The 16,695-nt window shown below is 71.4% G+C and carries 18 protein-coding genes; 13 read left to right on the top strand and 5 right to left on the bottom strand.

From position 1 onward, the window contains the following. The first annotated feature begins 208 nt into the window (after positions 1 to 208). From ACWIHY_RS20500 to ACWIHY_RS20525, 6 genes are all read left to right on the top strand, one after another. Positions 209 to 958 carry a metallophosphoesterase family protein gene (locus ACWIHY_RS20500; RefSeq protein ID WP_454377208.1) on the top strand — a complete coding sequence of 250 codons (750 nt, stop codon included), beginning with the start codon at positions 209 to 211 and terminating at the stop codon, positions 956 to 958. Positions 959 to 1,066: 108 nt separating this feature from the next. Further along, positions 1,067 to 1,525: an SRPBCC family protein gene (locus tag ACWIHY_RS20505; RefSeq protein WP_454377075.1), complete on the top strand. Its 459-nt coding sequence runs from the start codon at positions 1,067 to 1,069 to the stop codon at positions 1,523 to 1,525. Between the two features lie 8 nt (positions 1,526 to 1,533). Beyond that, on the top strand, positions 1,534 to 2,751 hold the full coding sequence (locus ACWIHY_RS20510; RefSeq protein ID WP_454377077.1) for an ArsA family ATPase: 1,218 nt from the start codon (positions 1,534 to 1,536) through the stop codon (positions 2,749 to 2,751). An 82-nt stretch (positions 2,752 to 2,833) separates the two neighbouring features. Next, positions 2,834 to 3,313, top strand: coding sequence for a DUF5304 domain-containing protein (locus ACWIHY_RS20515; protein ID WP_454377078.1), 480 nt, complete (start codon positions 2,834 to 2,836; stop codon positions 3,311 to 3,313). A 56-nt stretch (positions 3,314 to 3,369) separates the two neighbouring features. Beyond that, positions 3,370 to 4,311 (top strand): ROK family glucokinase, encoded by a 942-nt coding sequence (locus tag ACWIHY_RS20520; protein ID WP_454377079.1) that lies wholly within the window; start codon positions 3,370 to 3,372, stop codon positions 4,309 to 4,311. 77 nt (positions 4,312 to 4,388) lie between these two features. Continuing rightward, a complete protein-coding gene (locus tag ACWIHY_RS20525) occupies positions 4,389 to 5,141 on the top strand; it encodes an endonuclease/exonuclease/phosphatase family protein (protein WP_454377080.1) in 753 nt (250 codons plus the stop codon). Between the two features lie 74 nt (positions 5,142 to 5,215). Here ACWIHY_RS20525 and ACWIHY_RS20530 read toward each other — a convergent pair whose 3' ends face one another. Next, positions 5,216 to 5,917, bottom strand: a complete 702-nt coding sequence (locus tag ACWIHY_RS20530) for a hypothetical protein (protein WP_454377081.1) — start codon at positions 5,915 to 5,917, stop codon at positions 5,216 to 5,218. Beyond that, on the bottom strand, positions 5,910 to 6,689 hold the full coding sequence (locus ACWIHY_RS20535; protein WP_454377082.1) for an alpha/beta hydrolase: 780 nt from the start codon (positions 6,687 to 6,689) through the stop codon (positions 5,910 to 5,912). The genes ACWIHY_RS20530 and ACWIHY_RS20535 overlap by 8 nt, the downstream gene beginning before the upstream one ends. Positions 6,690 to 6,883: 194 nt before the next feature. Between ACWIHY_RS20535 and ACWIHY_RS20540 the strand changes: the two genes are divergently transcribed. The 5 genes from ACWIHY_RS20540 (at position 6,884) to ACWIHY_RS20560 (ending at position 11,692) form a co-directional block, all read left to right on the top strand. Further along, complete coding sequence (locus ACWIHY_RS20540) at positions 6,884 to 7,621, top strand: lysophospholipid acyltransferase family protein (protein ID WP_454377209.1); 738 nt, start codon at positions 6,884 to 6,886, stop codon at positions 7,619 to 7,621. 22 nt (positions 7,622 to 7,643) lie between these two features. Then, entirely contained in the window at positions 7,644 to 8,885 is a 1,242-nt protein-coding gene (macS, locus tag ACWIHY_RS20545; RefSeq protein WP_454377083.1) for a MacS family sensor histidine kinase, read from the top strand. Further along, a complete protein-coding gene (locus ACWIHY_RS20550; RefSeq protein ID WP_454377084.1) occupies positions 8,882 to 9,559 on the top strand; it encodes a response regulator in 678 nt (225 codons plus the stop codon). The genes macS and ACWIHY_RS20550 overlap by 4 nt, the downstream gene beginning before the upstream one ends. 112 nt (positions 9,560 to 9,671) lie before the next feature. Next, positions 9,672 to 10,700 (top strand): 6-phosphofructokinase, encoded by a 1,029-nt coding sequence (locus ACWIHY_RS20555; RefSeq protein ID WP_454377085.1) that lies wholly within the window; start codon positions 9,672 to 9,674, stop codon positions 10,698 to 10,700. Positions 10,701 to 10,795: 95 nt separating this feature from the next. Beyond that, positions 10,796 to 11,692, top strand: coding sequence for an NAD(P)-dependent oxidoreductase (locus tag ACWIHY_RS20560; RefSeq protein WP_454377210.1), 897 nt, complete (start codon positions 10,796 to 10,798; stop codon positions 11,690 to 11,692). Here the strand turns inward: ACWIHY_RS20560 and ACWIHY_RS20565 are convergent. From ACWIHY_RS20565 to ACWIHY_RS20575, 3 genes are all read right to left on the bottom strand, one after another. After that, on the bottom strand, positions 11,583 to 13,523 hold the full coding sequence (locus tag ACWIHY_RS20565) for an anthranilate synthase family protein (protein ID WP_454377086.1): 1,941 nt from the start codon (positions 13,521 to 13,523) through the stop codon (positions 11,583 to 11,585). The genes ACWIHY_RS20560 and ACWIHY_RS20565 overlap by 110 nt on opposite strands. 116 nt (positions 13,524 to 13,639) lie before the next feature. Next, entirely contained in the window at positions 13,640 to 13,732 is a 93-nt protein-coding gene (locus ACWIHY_RS20570; protein ID WP_454377087.1) for a trp operon leader peptide, read from the bottom strand. A 7-nt stretch (positions 13,733 to 13,739) separates the two neighbouring features. Continuing rightward, positions 13,740 to 14,324, bottom strand: a complete 585-nt coding sequence (locus ACWIHY_RS20575) for a TetR/AcrR family transcriptional regulator (RefSeq protein WP_454377088.1) — start codon at positions 14,322 to 14,324, stop codon at positions 13,740 to 13,742. Positions 14,325 to 14,375: 51 nt separating this feature from the next. On the opposite strand from ACWIHY_RS20575, the gene ACWIHY_RS20580 reads away from it, so the two are divergent. Next, positions 14,376 to 15,308: a DUF2867 domain-containing protein gene (locus tag ACWIHY_RS20580; protein WP_454377089.1), complete on the top strand. Its 933-nt coding sequence runs from the start codon at positions 14,376 to 14,378 to the stop codon at positions 15,306 to 15,308. An 18-nt stretch (positions 15,309 to 15,326) separates the two neighbouring features. Then, positions 15,327 to 16,679: a class II 3-deoxy-7-phosphoheptulonate synthase gene (locus tag ACWIHY_RS20585; RefSeq protein ID WP_454377090.1), complete on the top strand. Its 1,353-nt coding sequence runs from the start codon at positions 15,327 to 15,329 to the stop codon at positions 16,677 to 16,679. Positions 16,680 to 16,695 lie beyond the last annotated feature (16 nt).

The following is a 16,695-nucleotide window of genomic DNA, read 5'->3' on the forward strand; positions in this document are numbered from 1 at the left end:
GTGAGCACGGTTGGACTGCCCGGACGTTACCCATCAGTAGTCGGTTCCCGATAGGGGGTTCCGGCCAGATGTTCGCTGCGTCACACGCGGTGGCGGTGCTCCGGGCAGACTAGTCCAACCACGCGGAAACCCGGTAGTAACCGCAGGTCCGGCCCCCTCTACCCAGGCGGGACCCGGGCGTCCTAGGGTGATCGCCATGCGAGTGCATGTGGTCAGCGACGTACACGGGAACGCGAAGGATCTGGCTCGGGCGGGGGACGGCGCCGACGCGCTCGTCTGCCTCGGTGACCTGGTGCTCTTCCTCGACTACGCCGATCATTCCCGCGGCATCTTCCCCGAGCTCTTCGGCACCGGGAACGCGGACCTGATCGTCGAACTGCGCACCGCCCGCCGCTTCGAGGAGGCCCGGGAGCTCGGCCGCCGGCTGTGGGCGGGCGTCGACCGGGCGGCCGCCACCGAGGAGGCGGTGCGGGCGCAGTACGCCGAACTCTTCGCGGCGTTCCCCACCCCGACGTACGCCACCTACGGCAACGTGGACATGCCGCAGCTGTGGCCCGAGTACGCCCGGCCCGGGACCACCGTGCTCGACGGCGAGCGCGTCGAGATCGGCGGCCGCGTCTTCGGCTTCGTGGGCGGCGGGCTCAGGACACAGATGCGTACGCCCTACGAGATCGACGACGAGGAGTACGCCGCCAAGGTCGAGGCCCTGGGTGAGGTGGACGTGCTGTGCTCGCACATCCCGCCGGAGGTGCCCGAGCTGGTGTACGACACCGTCGCCCGCCGGTTCGAGCGCGGCAGCCGGGCGCTGCTCGCGGCGATCCGCAAAACCCGGCCCAAGTACGCGCTGTTCGGCCACGTCCACCAGCCGCAGGTCCAGCGCATGCGCGTCGGCGTCACGGAATGCGTCAATGTCGGTCACTTCGCGTCCTCCGGCCGTCCCTGGGCCCTGGAGTGGTGAGCCCGGAGCGGTGAATCGCGGCCCGACCGGTCGCGGTAGCCTTCACGCGGACAAGTCCCCCGAGTACCTGCCCCCCTGACCGGTTACCGCACTGGAGGAGCCACAGCGATGGCGGAACACACCAGCTCGAGCATCACGATCGAGGCGGCACCGGCCGACGTGATGGGCGTGATCGCCGACTTCGCCCGCTACCCCGAGTGGACCGGCGAGGTGAAGGAGGCCGAGGTCCTCGCCACCGACGCCAAGGGCCGCGCCGAGCAGGTACGCCTGCTCCTGGACGCCGGCGCGATCAAGGACGACCACACACTCGCGTACACCTGGACCGGCGACAACGAGGTCAGCTGGACGCTGGTCAAGTCGCAGATGCTGCGCGCCCTCGACGGTTCGTACAGCCTCGCCCCGGCGGGCGGCGGCGACCGTACCGAGGTCACCTACCAGCTGACCGTCGACGTCAAGATCCCGATGCTCGGCATGATCAAGCGCAAGGCCGAGAAGGTCATCATCGACCGTGCTCTGGCCGGTCTCAAGAAGCGCGTCGAGAGCGAACCCACCCAGCCGAAGGGCTGATGTCCTGCATGCGCACGGTCCTCGTCACCGGCCCCGGCGGCGCGGGCCGCACCACCGTCGCCGCGGCGACCGCCCTGGCGGCCGCGCGACGCGGGAAGCGCGTCCTGGTCCTCTCCACCGATCCGGCGGACACCCTGGGCGCGGCCCTGGGCATAACCACCGGCTCCGCGCCGGCCGAGGCCGCGCCCGGCCTGTGGGCCGCGAGGACCGACTCCGGCGCGCATTTCCGCGCCGAACTCCTCGCCCTCCAGGAGCGCGCGGGCTCCGTACTCGACCTGCTCGGCGCGAACCGCCTGGCCGCCGAGGAACTCACCGAACTCCCCGGCAGCGAACAGTTCGCACTGCTCCGCGCCCTGCGGTCCTGCGGCGAGGAGCCGGGCCCCGGGGGCGCGTACGACCTCGTCGTCGTCGACCTGCCGCCGCTGCACGCGGCCCTCGCCGCCCTCGCGCTCCCCGAGCAGCTGCGCCGCTACCTACGCAGGCTGCTGCCGCCCGAGCGCCAGGCGGCCCGTGCGCTGCGGCCCATGCTCGCCCAGCTCGCCGGCGTCCCGATGCCCGCGCAGTGGCTGTACGAGACGGCCGCCCGCTGGGACGGAGAGCTGGCCGCCGTCGAGGCGCTGCTCGCGGACCCGGAAACGACCGTACGACTGGTCGCCGAGCCGGGGCCCGCGGGAGCTGACGCACTGCGCACCGCCCGCACCGGACTGGCCCTCTTCGGCCTCCGCGTGGAGGCGGTGACGGCGAACCGGATGCTGCCGCAGGACTCCCCGGACACCTTCCTGGCCCCGCTCGCCGCCCAGCAGCAGAAGTGCCTGGACGAGTGGGCCGAGTGGTACGGCGCGGGGCAGCCGGCGGCGCCGGTCCGCGAGGTGCGTCACCTCGGCGGGGACCCGCGCGGTCTCGACGACCTCGACGCCCTGGGAGCGGGCGGGGTCCTGGCGGTGGAGCCGGGGCCGTCGGGCGCGGACGATCCGTGGCCGGTGGAGGACCGCCTCGCGGAGGACGGTTTCCTCGTCTGGCACCTGCCGCTGCCGGGAGCAGTGAAGGGAGAGCTCGGCCTGGTCCGCCGGGGCGACGAACTCGTCCTCGACGCGGGCCCGTTCCGCCGGATCCTGCACCTGCCCTCCGCCCTGCGCCGCTGCGACGTCTCGGGCGCGGGCCTGACCGGCGGCGTACTGAGGGTGCGATTCACTCCGGACCCCAAGCTGTGGCCGCAGACCAAGTGAACCGGCTGCCGCCGTTCGGGTAACGTCGGTGGTACGAGGCGTAAGTACCGTACGAACCGCCGCCTGCCCGCAGGAGTCCGACATGAGCGATGCCACCGAGCGTCCCTCTCCCGACGCCGCCGAGCCCGCCGAGGCCCCCGAAGCCGACGCGTGGGCGAAGGCATGCGCCGAGGATCTCGCCGCCGAGAAGGCCCGCCGCCGCGCCACGAGCGGCGGGGCTCAGCCGGGGTCCGCCGCCGAGGAGCTGCGCAAGCTCGTCGACGCCGTCGCCGACAAGGTCGCCTCGTTCCAGTCGGCCCTGCCGGGCATGGCCGCGCAGGGCACGGTCAGCCAGCTCATCGACCAGGCGAAGTCGGCCGTCGAGCCCGTCATCGAGCGCAACCCGGAGGTCTTCGACCACCTGGCCGCCGCGGGCAACGAGCTGCTGGCCGCCTACCGGTCCGCCGTCCAAGGCCAGGAAGGCCGCTGGACCCGCGGCCCCGCTCAGCCGACGGACCGTGAGAACGACGGGGACGACGGCCCCGAAGGCCCTTCGCCGAGCACGCACATCGACCTGGACTGAGCTGCGCCTCGGGTACGGTTGGCCCTAGCGGGGCTCGACCGAAAACTGAGGGACACATGGGACTCACCATCGGCGTCGACATCGGCGGCACGAAGATCGCGGCAGGCGTGGTCGACGAAGAGGGCACCATTCTCGACACGCACAAGGTGCCGACGCCGCCGACCGCCGAAGGCATCGTCGACGCGATCTGCGCGGCTGTCTCCGAGGCCGGCAAGGGCCACCAGATCGAGGCGGTCGGCATCGGTGCCGCCGGGTACGTCGACGACAAGCGCGCCACCGTCCTCTTCGCGCCCAACATCAACTGGCGGCACGAGCCGCTGAAGGACAAGGTCGAGCAGCGCGTCGGGCTTCCGGTCGTCGTGGAGAACGACGCCAACGCGGCGGCCTGGGGCGAGTACAGGTTCGGCGCCGGCAAGGGCCACGAGGACGTCATCTGCATCACCCTCGGCACCGGCCTCGGCGGCGGCATCATCATCGGCAACAAGCTGCGCCGCGGACGCTTCGGCGTGGCCGCCGAGTTCGGCCACATCCGGGTCGTCCCCGACGGCCTGCTGTGCGGCTGCGGAAGCCAGGGCTGCTGGGAGCAGTACGCCTCCGGGCGCGCCCTCGTCAGGTACGCCAAGCAGCGCGCCAACGCCACTCCCGAGAACGCCAAGATCCTGCTCGCCCTCGGCGACGGTACGGTCGCGGGCATCGAGGGCAAGCACATCAGCGCCGCCGCCCGCCAGGGCTGCCCGGTGGCCGTGGATTCCTTCCGGGAGCTGGCCCGCTGGGCGGGCGCCGGCCTGGCCGACCTGGCCTCGCTCTTCGACCCGTCGGCGTTCATCGTCGGCGGCGGCGTCTCGGACGAGGGCGAGCTGGTGCTCGACCCGATCCGCAAGTCGTTCCGGCGCTGGCTGATCGGCGGCCAGTGGCGTCCGCACGCGCAGGTGCTCGCCGCGCAGCTGGGCGGCAAGGCAGGCCTGGTCGGGGCGGCGGACCTGGCGCGCCAGGGCTGACAACCGGCTCACGTACGTGTGGCCGTGCCCGCCGTGCCCCCTTGGGGTGCGGCGGGCACTTCCGTATCTTGATCCGCATGGCGACGAGTACGACGAGCACGCTGCCCGAGTCCCGTACCGAGCCTGACGGTTCGGCCGTGATCCGTGTCCTCAGCTACAACATCCGCTCGATGCGAGACGACCGCCAGGCGCTGGCCCGGGTCATCGGTGCCTGCGAGCCCGACCTTGTCCTCGTGCAGGAGGCGCCGCGCTTCTTCCGCTGGCGCAAGCACGCCGCGTGGCTCGCCGCCCGCAGCGACCTGGTGATGCTCGGCGGCGGAGCGACCGCTTCGGGCCCGCTGCTGCTGTGTTCGCTGCGGGTGACGGTGGAGCGCACCGATGACGTGCTGCTGCCGCGTACGCCCGGACTGCACCAGCGGGGGTTCGCGACGGCGGTGGTGCGGATCGGGGGTGCGCGGCTCGGCGTACTGAGCTGCCACCTCAGCCTCCAGCGGGAGGAGCGGTACGCGCAGGGCGGGATGCTGCTCGACCGGCTCGCGGCGCTGGACGTACCGCACGCGGTGGCGGGCGGCGATCTGAACGAACGGCCCGACGGCCGGACCTTCCGCCGGCTGGCGGGGGAGCTCCAGGACTGCTGGGCGGTGAAGCCGTGGGGCGGTGAGTACACCTCTACCCCGGACCGTCCTCATCAGCGTATCGACGCGGTCTTCGCGACTCCCGGGATCGAAGTCCTGGGCTGCGGCGTCCCGTTGGGCGCCCCCGAGGCGGACCTGCGGGCGGCCACGGACCATCTGCCGGTGCTGGCGGCCCTGCGCGTGCCGGCGTCGTAACCCGGGACCACCCCCCTCACCGGCTCGTCGTCCAGGTGGGGAGGGTGAGGGGCAACCTCCAGGTGCGGCAACCGCTAGACGACCGCGCCGCGACCCGGGTCGTCGTCCTCCTCGTCGCCGTGCGCCATCCGCGCCACCAGCGTGCCGAAACCGCCCAGGAAGCCGCCCACGCCGAGCGTCGTCAGCCACCACGTCATGTCCCACTGGAACAGCACCGCGGCGAGCAGCAGCAGAGGGCCGCCTATGACCGCGAGCCAGGCGAACCGGGCCGTGGTGTCGGCGGGCGGCAGCGGCGGCGGCTCCGGCGGCACGAAGTGGCCCTCGTCGCTCTCGTCGAGGTCGTCCTCGTCCGGCTCGTCCAACGAGTAGTTGCGCGGGCCGCCGACGCCGGGAGCGAACACCACGGAGCCGCCGAGCGGTCTGTTCCGGTCCGGGCCCCCGTCCGGGTCCGTGTCCGGGTCCGTCTCGTCGTGCTCGGACGCCGCCCCGGCGTCCTCCTTCTTCAGCGACTTCCGCGGCCGGTCGCCATCCACGCTGTTGAAATCACCCTCCGGCAGGGCGAGATCCTCGATCGACTTGAACGGCTTCGCGCCCGGCGGGTCCGGTGGCTCCTCGCCGTACCCCGCGACGATCGCGGCCCACGCGGCGTCCTCGTCGACGGGCTTGCCGACGGGCTCCCCGGCGGCGGCAGCCGCGGCCGTAGCCGCGTCCGCCGCCGTCTCGTCCGGCTCCCGCTCCTCCTCGCGGCCCGCAGGCTCCGCGTCGTGCTCAGCCACCGGTCGTGCTCCCCTTCTTCCCGACACTCGGAGCGAGGCGGCCGATGAACGCATAACTCTCGTCGAAGATCCGCTCCGCGTCATGGTCCAACGTCGCGACGTGGTAGCTCTGTTCCAGCAGGATCTCGGTGACGTCGGTCGAGGACACCCGGCTGAGGATGCGGGCCGAGTCCGCCGCGGGCACCACATGGTCCTGCGGGCTGTGCAGCAGCAGCATCGGCTGCGTCACCTGGGGCAGCTCCCCGTCGACGAGCCGGAAGAAATTCCGCACGGAGTGCGCCGCGTGCAGCGGGACGCGGTCGTAGCCGACCTCCTCGGAGCCCGCCTTCGCGATGTCGCTGCGCAGACCCTTCGTCGTACGGACGAGATGGCGGGCCACCGGCAGCGCGTACGCCGACAGGCCGTGCACCTTGTTCGCGGGGTTCACCACCACGATCCCGGTGATCGCGTCCCCGTGCTTCGCGGCCAGGCGAAGCGTCAGCGCCCCGCCCATCGAGAGCCCGAAGACGAAGACCTGGCTGCACTGCCCGCGCAGTACACGCAGCTCGCGGTCGACCTCCGCGTACCAGTCCTGCCAGCCCGTGAGCTGCATGTCCTCCCAGCGGGTGCCGTGCCCGGGCAGCAGCGGCAGGGAGACGGTCAGTCCGCGCTCGACCAGATGGTCTGCCCAGGGGCGCAGCGACTGGGGGGAACCGGTGAAGCCGTGACAGAGGAGGACGCCGACCTCTCCGCCCTCGTGGCGGAACGGTTCGGCTCCAGGAAGGACCGGCACCGGGGTCTCCTGTTCATGAGTGTGAGTCTGAGTCTTGTACTGCGAGGGGGGTGCGCAAGATGCCCTTCACCGTACGCGACCGGACCGACACCGACCAGGTCCGTCGGGCGGCCTTGTGCGCGAGAACGCAGGCCCGGCACGGGTTATGGTCTGTTCGACAGACAAAGGAAGGCACTCGGTTGATCTACGGCGCAATGAAGTTCTCCATCGGAGGGTCACTGAAGGTTGCCTTCAGACCCTGGGTGGAGGGCCTCGAGAACATTCCCGCCGAGGGCCCCGCGATCCTGGCGAGCAACCACCTGTCCTTCTCGGACTCCTTCTTCCTGCCCGCGGTGCTCGACCGCAAGGTCACCTTCATCGCCAAGGCCGAGTACTTCACCTCGCCCGGTGTGAAGGGGAAGCTCACGGCCGCGTTCTTCAAGGGCGTAGGCCAGCTCCCCGTGGACCGCTCGGGTGCGCGCGGCGCGGGTGAGGCGGCGATCAAGGCCGGCATCGACGTCATCACGGGCGGCGGTCTCTTCGGCATCTACCCGGAGGGCACCCGCTCGCCGGACGGCCGTCTCTACCGCGGCAAGCCGGGCGGCCTCGCGCGCGTGGCGCTCGCCACCGGAGCGCCCGTGATCCCGGTCGCGATGATCGACACCGAGAAGATCCAGCCGCCCGGCAAGGTCGTACCCAAGCTGATGCGCCCGGGGATCAAGATCGGAAAGCCGCTGGACTTCAGCCGCTACCACGGCATGGACGGCGACCGGTTCATCCTGCGGTCGGTGACCGACGAGGTCATGTACGAGATCATGAAGCTCTCCGGCCAGGAGTATGTCGACATCTACGCGACGGCGGCGAAGCGCCAGATCGCCGACGCGGAGAAGGCCGCGAAGGCCGAGAGGGCCGAGCTGGAGAAGGCCCAGAAGGCGGAACGGACCGGCGCGTAACAGCGTCCGTCCAGGGGTGGGGATGATGGCCAGGGCTCAGCGCGAGCGTGTCGTACGCATGTCGGTCGAGCAGCCGCTGTGGCGTGCGCTGACCGGCTACCGCGTCATGACGATGGGGTACGCGGTGCTCCTCTCCGTGTTCACACGCGAGAAGTTCGAGCGTCCGTGGGTGGCCGTCGCCTTCCTCGCGGTGATGTCCGTGTGGACCCTCGCCACGCTCCCCAAGGTGGCGAACGCGGCGAACTGCACCAGGCGCTTCCTCGTCGCCGACCTCACCATCGCCCTCACCGGCATCCTGCTCACCCCGCTCGCCGATGCCCAGGCGCAGCAGATCGACGGCTCCACGCTGCCGACGATATGGACCGCGGGTTCGGTGCTGGCGTTCGCCATCAAGGGCGGCTGGCGCTGGGCGGCCTTCGCCTCGTCCTTCGTTGCCGCCGCCAACATCGTCGAGCGCGGCGAGCCCAGCCGGGACATGTTCCACAACGTCCTGCTGGTGTGGGTCGCCTCCATTGCGATCGGTTACGTCGTCGAGGTCGCCCGCGCCTCCGAGCGCACCCTCGCCCGCGCCCTGGAGATCGAGGCCGCGACCCGCGAGCGCGAGCGCCTCGCCCGCGACATCCACGACAGCGTGCTCCAGGTGCTCGCCATGGTGCAGCGGCGCGGCACCTCGCTCGGCGGCGAGGCGGCCGAACTGGGCCGGATGGCCGGCGAGCAGGAAGTCGCCCTGCGCACCCTGGTCTCCAGCGGCCTCGTACCGGCGACGCGCGCCTCGGAGGACGCGGCGCTGGGCGCGGTCGTCCGTGCGGTCGAGGTGGACGAGGACGACGACGAGCGCGCCTCCGGGCCCGCCGCGCGAGCCTGCGACCTGCGTTCCCTGCTCGCCCCGCACGCCTGCTCGATGGTCAGCTTCGCCGAACCCGGCGCCCCGGTCCTGCTGGAACCGGCGGCGGCCATGGAGCTGGCGGCGGCTGTCAGTGCCGCCCTGGACAATGTGCGCAGGCACGCGGGTGAGGACGCCCAGGCCTGGATCCTGATCGAGGACTGGCCGGAAGAAGTGATCGTGACGGTACGGGACGACGGTCCCGGCATTCCGGAGGGCAGGCTCGCGCAGGCCGAGGGGGAGGGGCGCCTGGGCGTCGCCCTCTCGATCCGCGGGCGGTTGCGGGACATCGGCGGCACCGCCGAGCTGATCTCGGTTCCGGGGCAGGGCACTGAAGTCGAACTGAAGGTTCCACGGGGGAAGGCAGGACAGGCGAGATGAGCGACGAGCAGCAGACGATCAGGGTGATGGTGGTCGACGACCACCCGATGTGGCGGGACGCGGTCGCGCGCGACCTGGACGCCGCCGGCTTCGACGTGGTGGCCACCGCGGGCGACGGGCCGCAGGCGGTGCGCCGGGCCCAGGCCGTCGGCCCCCAGGTCCTCGTCCTCGACCTCAACCTCCCCGGCATGCCCGGCGTCCAGGTCTGCAAGGAGCTCGTCGGCGCCGACCCGTCTCTGCGCGTCCTGGTGCTGTCCGCGAGCGGTGAGCACGCCGACGTACTGGAGGCGGTGAAGTCCGGTGCGACGGGCTATCTACTGAAGTCGGCAGGGCCCGAGGAGCTCATCGACGCGGTGCGCCGCACGGCCGCCGGCGACCCGGTCTTCACGCCGGGGCTGGCCGGCCTGGTCCTCGGCGAGTACCGCCGGCTGGCCTCCGACCCGCCGCCCGCCGCCTCCTCGAACGAACCGAAGGCACCGCAGCTCACGGATCGCGAGACCGAGGTGCTGCGGCTGGTGGCGAAGGGCCTGTCGTACAAGCAGATCGCCGAGCGCCTGGTGATCTCGCACCGAACCGTCCAGAACCACGTGCAGAACACACTCGGCAAGCTCCAGCTGCACAACCGCGTGGAGCTCGTCCGCTATGCCATCGAACGCGGCCTCGACGACGCCTAGTACGACCCGGAGCACGCCCCGGAATTGCCCGACGCCCCATGTCGCTGTGACCTGGCTCACCACTAGCGTGGCCGCCACACGGCACAGCTGGATGTGGCGAAGGGACAATTTCATGCGGGTCGGAGTACTGACCGGGGGAGGCGACTGCCCCGGGCTCAACGCGGTCATCCGCGCCGTCGTCCGCAAGGGCGTGCAGGAGTACGGCTACGACTTCACCGGCTTCCGGGACGGCTGGCGCGGGCCGCTCGACGGCGACACCGTACGGCTCGACATTCCGGCCGTACGCGGCATCCTGCCCCGCGGCGGCACCATCCTCGGTTCCTCGCGCACCAATCCGCTCCAGGCCGGCGACGGCATCCGCCGGGTCAAGGAGAACCTCGCCACGTGCGAGATCGACGCGCTCATCGTGATAGGCGGCGAGGACACGCTCGGCGTCGCCGCCCGCCTGTCCGACGAGTACGGCGTCAAGTGCGTCGGCGTACCCAAGACCATTGACAACGACCTGTCCGCCACCGACTACACCTTCGGCTTCAACACCGCCGTCGGCATCGCGACCGAGGCGATCGACCGCCTCCACACCACCGCCGAATCGCACATGCGCGTCCTGGTCGTCGAGGTCATGGGCCGGCACGCGGGCTGGATCGCCCTGCACTCGGGCCTGGCCGGCGGCGCGAACGTCATCCTCATCCCCGAGCAGCGCTTCGACATCGAGCGGGTCTGCGGCTGGATCACCTCCCGCTTCAAGGCGTCGTACGCCCCGATCGTCGTCGTCGCCGAGGGCGCCATGCCCCAGGACGGCGAACTGGTCCTCAAGGACGGGACGCTCGACTCGTTCGGCCATGTGCGGCTCTCCGGAGTCGGTGAGTGGCTGGCCAAGGAGATCGAGAAACGGACGGGGAAGGAAGCGCGCACCACCGTCCTCGGGCACGTGCAGCGCGGCGGTACGCCGAGCTCCTTCGACCGGTGGCTGGCGACCCGTTTCGGGCTGCACGCCATAGAGGCCGTGCGCGACGGCGACTTCGGCAAGATGGTCGCGCTCCGGGGCACGGACATCGTGCGGGTGCCGATCGGGGAGGCGACGGCGCGGCTGAAGACCGTCGACCCGGAGCTCTACGCCGAGGTCGGCGTCTTCTTCGGCTGAGCGGGGCGGGGCTGTGGGCCCTATCTTCGCGCTGAAGGGCCCACAGCCCCGCTTTCGCCACCTCGGGAGACGCCGTGGAAATCCTGGCATTCGGCGTGCAGTCCGACGAGAAGCCGCTGATCGAGAGCGCCTTCGCCGGCCACCACGACATCCGCTGCCTGGACGTCTTCCTCACCGAGGACACCGCTCCCATCGCCGTCGGCTACGAAGTCGTCAGCTCCGGCGTGAACGCGGACCTCGGCCCGCGCGTCCTGCGCGCCCTGGCGGCCGGCGGGACGAAGATGATCGCCCAGCGCTCCACCGGCTTCAACAACATCGACCTCGACGCCGCCCGGCAGCTCGGGCTGACCGTGGCCCGGGTCTCGTACTACTCGCCGTACTCCGTCGCCGAATTCGCCTGGACCCTCGCCATGGCCGTCAACCGCCGCATCGTGCGCGCGGCGGGCCGTACCCGGGACTTCGACTTCCGCCTCGACGGCCTCCTCGGCCGTGACCTGCGCGGCCGTACGGCCGGTGTCCTCGGGACCGGCAAGATCGGCGAGGCGTTCACCCGTATCGCCCACGGCTTCGGCATGAACCTGCTCGGCTGGGACGTGGTGCAGAACCCCGCCTGCGTCCTGGTGAACTCGAGCCGCGGTGGCCTCATCGACACCGCGGCTCTCGTCCATGAACTGCGCCAGGGCCGCTTCACCGCGTGGGGCTCGACGTGTACGAGGCGGAGGCCGGGCTCTTCTTCGTCGACAAGTCCCTGGAGGGCATCGACGACGACACCCTGGCCCGGCTCGTCACCTTCCCGAACGTCCTGGTCACCTCGCACCAGGCCTACTACACCGTGGACGCGGTCGGCCAGATCGTCGAGGCGACCCGCCGGAACGTCCTCGACTACACGGCGGGCCGCCGCAGCGAGAACGTGCTCGTCCCGGCGGAGGGCGAATCGCAGGACGAGGCCGGCGCCGACGCCGGTACCGGCTGACCGAGCAGCTCGCCGGTGATCGCGGTGCCCCGCAACGTCAGGACCGACTCCGGGTGGAACTGCACGCCCGCGAAGCCCGGCCCGCGCAGGGCGTGCACCTCGCCCGTGGCCGGGTCGCGGCTGACCTCGACGCCGTGCGCGGCCAGCTCCGCCGCCTCGTCCTCGCCGCAGCGCGCGACGAAGCTGTTGTAGAAGCCGACGGTCTCGGGGCGCCCGAAGAGGTCGATCCTGGTCTGGGCCCCCTGGTACGGCACCTGCTTGCGCACGGTCTCCAGCCCGAGTTCGGCCGCCAGCAGCTCGTGCCCCAGGCAGACCCCGAGCAGCCCGTACCGGTGGCCGCGTACCAGCTCCGCCGTGAGCCCCCGCAGGAAGCGCATCTTCGGGTCGTCCGCGTCGGAGGGGTCGCCGGGCCCCGGTCCGAGCACCACGGGACCCCGGTGCGCGAGCGCGGCCGCCCGCAGGCCCGGCTCGTCGTACCGCCGTACGGTCACGTCGAGCCCGGACGAGCGCAGCAGGTGGGCGAGCATCGCCGTGAAGGTGTCCTCGGCGTCGATCACCAGCGCGTGTCCGGTCAGGGCCGCCGTCCGCTCCTGCATCCGCAGCCAGAACGGCGCGAGGTGCGCCCGCCGTGAGTCCAGCGCCTCCCGGACGCGCGGGTCGTCCGCCAGCTTCGGCCGTACGCCCTCGTGCGCCGGCCTGCCGGGGCGCACGCCCAGCGCCGCCAGCACCCCCGCCGCCTTGGCGTGCGTCTCGGCGACCTCGCTGTGCGGGTCCGAGTCGCGCACCAGCGTCGCGCCGACGGGCACCCGCAGCCGGCCGTCGGCCGCGATGTCGGCGGTGCGGATGAGGATGGGCGAGTCCAGGGTCTGGGCGCCGCCCGCGTCACGGCCGATGAGGGCCAGCGCGCCCGCGTAGTAGCCCCGGCCACCGGGCTCGTACCGCTCGATGACACGGCAGGCGTTCTGCACCGGCGAACCGGTGACGGTCGCCGCGAACATCGTCTCTTTCAGTACCTCGCGCACGTCGAGGGAGGAGCGGCCCCGCAACTCGTACTCCGTGTGCGCGAGATGGGCCATCTCCTTGAGCCGGGGGCCGACGACGACCCCGCCCCTGTCGCCGACGGTGCACATCATCTTGAGCTCTTCGTCGACGACCATCGACAGCTCGGCGGTCTCCTTGCCGTCGTCGAGGAAGTCCAGCAGGCTCTCGGTGTCCGGCCCGTCCGAGGGGTAGCGGTACGTGCCGCTGATCGGGTTCATGACGACCGTCCCGCCGCTCATCCGGACGTGCACCTCCGGGCTCGCGCCGACCAGCGTGCGCTCCCCGGTGTGCACGACGAAGGTCCAGTACGCCCCGCGCTCACCGGCGAGCAGCCGCCGGAAGAGCGCCAGCGCGTCGGCCCGCGAGAACCCCGCGATGGCGCCTTCGAAGGTCCTGCGGATCACGAAGTTCGCGCCCTCGCCGCGCCCGATCTCGTCCTCGACGACCCGCCGCACAATCCCGGCGTACTCCTCGTCCGCGACGTCGAAGGCCCCACCCTCCACGCGCACGTCGTGGGCGGGCAGCTGCGCGAGGACCTGGTCGAGCGGGAGCGCGTACGTCTCCCCGGCGACCAGCACACTCAGTGGCGTCCCGTCGTCGCGTACGTCGAACCCGCGCTCTCTGATCTGCCGGAACGGCACGAGCGCGAGCACGGGCATGTCGCCGTCGCCGGCCGGGATGTCGGCCAGGCGCGCGGCCTCGTGCACGTCACCGATCAGCAGCTCGACGCTGTCGTGGTCCTGACCGGGCGTCCGCCTGTGCAGCAGCGCGAAGGGGCGGGTGTCGTCGAGGAGTGTGCCGATGAGCATGGGGTCGTGTTCCTTCCGGGGGGATCCGGTCGATCCGGGTGGAGAGGAACAGCCCCTGGGAAACACCAAAGGCCGCCCCTCGGGCGGCCTTCGCGATGCGGTGTTGCGCGCGATTGTCAGTGGGCCGCCGGATGAGCGGGCCACCACCAGGTCTGAGTCGTCTGCGCGAACATGCTCCGCACCCTAGCGGAATCGGACACGTGCGTCATGCGTGTCTCAGCGACGCATCAGCGTGTCGAGCGCCGACGCGAGATACGAGCCGAATTCGTCGCCCTCGGGAAGCACGGAAGGGGCGGCGTGTCCCAGCTGGCTGTGTCCCAGATAGACGCTGTACGCGAGCAGTCCGCGGCGGCGTGCCTCCGGCTCGGGGAAGCCGAGGTCGGCGAAGAGCCCGGCCACGTAGTCGACCCGGCGCTCGGTCACGCGCCGCAGCGCCGCGGCCACCTGCGGGTGCGACGCGGTGGCCAGCAGGGAGACCTCCAGCGGGTCGTCGATGGCCGATGTGGTGGCCTCGGTGAAGAGCCGGCGGATGCGGGCTGCGGGATCGGGCTCGCTGTCGATCTCCGTGATGGCCGCCTCGGTGGCGGTCTCGGCCCAGCGGGCGAGCGCGGCCTCGATGAGCGCCTCACGGTTGGTGAAGTGCCAGTAGAAGCTGCCCTTGGTGGTGCCGAGCCGGGCGGCGAGCGGCTCGACGGCGACGGCCGCGAGGCCGCCCTCGGCGATCGCGGTGAGCGCCGCGTCCGCCCAGTCCTGCGCGCTCAGCCGGGCCTTCCTGTCCTTCTTCTCCTGCCGTTGTGCCATGACCGTACGGTACCGTATGGTTGACCATACGCCAGCGTATGGAGGTTCGCCGTGAGCGCGATCCGCAATGTCCACGAACGCACTGTCCAGGCCCCCGCGGAAGAGGTGGGCGCCCTGCTCGACCGCCTTTCCGCCGAGGACGACCCCGTCTTTCCCACGCCGGCCTGGGAGGCCATGAGCTTCGACCGCCCCCTCGCCGTCGGCGCGTCCGGCGGTCACGGCCCGGTCCGCTACAGCGTGTCGGCGTACGAACCGGGCCGCCGTGTCCGCTTCGCCTTCGCGCCGCCCGACAACGGCTTCCACGAGCTGACGGTGGAGCCGCTCGGGCCCGGCCGCTGTCTCGTGCGGCACGTACTGGAGCAGGACCTGCGGGGCACCGCGCTCCTGCTGTGGCACACCGTGGTGAAGGCGGTCCACGGCACCGTCGTCGAGGAGCTCTTCGACAACATCGAGCGGGGGGTGGCCGGTGGCGTGGAGCGGCCCGTGCGCTGGTCGCCCTGGGTGCGGCTGCTGCACCGGCTGAACTGGGGCCGGGCGGCCGCGGTCGGCATACCGGAGAGCGCCCGGCTGATCCGTACCGCCATCGATCGTCCCGGCTACCAGGACGCGTACCGGATGCCGCTGCTGCCCGGGATGCCACGCGACCCGGACAGCTGGACGGGAATCCTGCGGGACGCCTTCCCCGTCGTGGCGCGCGAGGGCGGCGAGCTGCTGATGGACGTCGACACGGCCGGGCTGCGGGCGCGGGCCTCGATCCTGGTCGACGAACGGCATGTGACGCTCAGCACGGTGGCGAGGGCCGACACCACGCGCGGGCGGCTCTACTGGAGTGTGGTGCGCAGGGTGCATCCCCTGATGGCTCGCGCCATGCTGCGCCGTACGCACCGCAGACTGGCACTGGCGGCGCCGAGCGCCGGTGAGCGGGCGGCCATGCGAGCGGCCCGTGTCTCATCTGGTGGGCCGGAGGATGGACAGGCGGGCTGACCCCGTAATGTTGTCAAGGTGACCGTGAACGCTAAGACCACCCCTACCGGTGGCAACACCTGGCGAGACCTTCCCGCGGCGCAGCAGCCTGAGTACCCCGATGCCGAGGCTCTGCGCGATGTGATCGCGGACCTCGAGTCGTATCCGCCACTCGTCTTCGCGGGCGAGTGCGACCAGCTGCGCGCCCGACTGGGAGCCGTCGCCAAGGGCGAGGCGTTCCTGTTGCAGGGCGGCGACTGTGCCGAGGCCTTCGACGCTGTATCCGCCGACCACATCCGAAACAAGCTCAAGACCCTTCTCCAGATGGGCGCGGTGCTGACGTACGCCGCCTCCGTGCCCGTCGTCAAGGTGGGCCGGATCGCCGGCCAGTACTCCAAGCCGCGCTCCAAGAACACCGAGACCCGCGACGGCGTGACCCTGCCGACCTACCGCGGCGACTCCGTCAACGGCTTCGAGTTCACCGAGAAGGCCCGGGTCCCGGACCCCGAGCGGCTGAAGCGGATGTACCACGCGTCCGCCTCGACGCTGAACCTCGTACGCGCCTTCACCACCGGCGGTTACGCGGACCTGCGCCAGGTGCACGCCTGGAACCAGGACTTCGTGAAGTCGTCGCCCTCCGGGCAGCGTTACGAGCAGCTGGCCCGCGAGATCGACAACGCGCTGAACTTCATGAAGGCCGCGGGGACCGACCCCGCGGAGTTCCGCACCGTCGAGTTCTACGCCTCCCACGAGGCGCTGCTCATGGACTACGAGTCCGCCCTGACCAGGGTCGACTCGCGGACGGGCCACCTGTACGACGTATCGGGCCACATGCTGTGGATCGGTGAGCGCACCCGCCAGCTCGACGGCGCGCACATCGAGTTCGCGTCGCAGATCCGCAACCCGATCGGCGTGAAGCTCGGCCCGACGACCACCGTCGACGAGGCGCTGAGCTACGTCGACAAGCTCGACCCGGACCGCGAGCCCGGCCGGCTGACCTTCGTCGTCCGCATGGGCGCCGACAAGGTCCGCGACAAGCTCCCCGAGCTGGTCGAGAAGGTCACGGCCTCCGGTGCGGCCGTGGCGTGGGTGACCGACCCGATGCACGGCAACACCTACGAGGCGGCCTCCGGCCACAAGACGCGTCGCTTCGACGACGTGCTCGACGAGGTCAAGGGCTTCTTCGAGGTGCACAAGGGGCTTGGCACGCACCCGGGCGGCATCCACGTCGAGCTGACCGGTGACGACGTCACGGAATGCGTGGGCGGCGGCGACGAGATCTTCGTCGACGACCTGCACCAGCGCTACGAGACGGCCTGCGATCCGCGGCTCAACCGCAGCCAGTCGCTGGACCTGGCGTTCCTGGTCGCCGAGATGTACCGCGATCAGTAGGCGGTAGAAGCAGAAC

Source organism: Streptomyces sp. NPDC055287, from assembly GCF_053646035.1.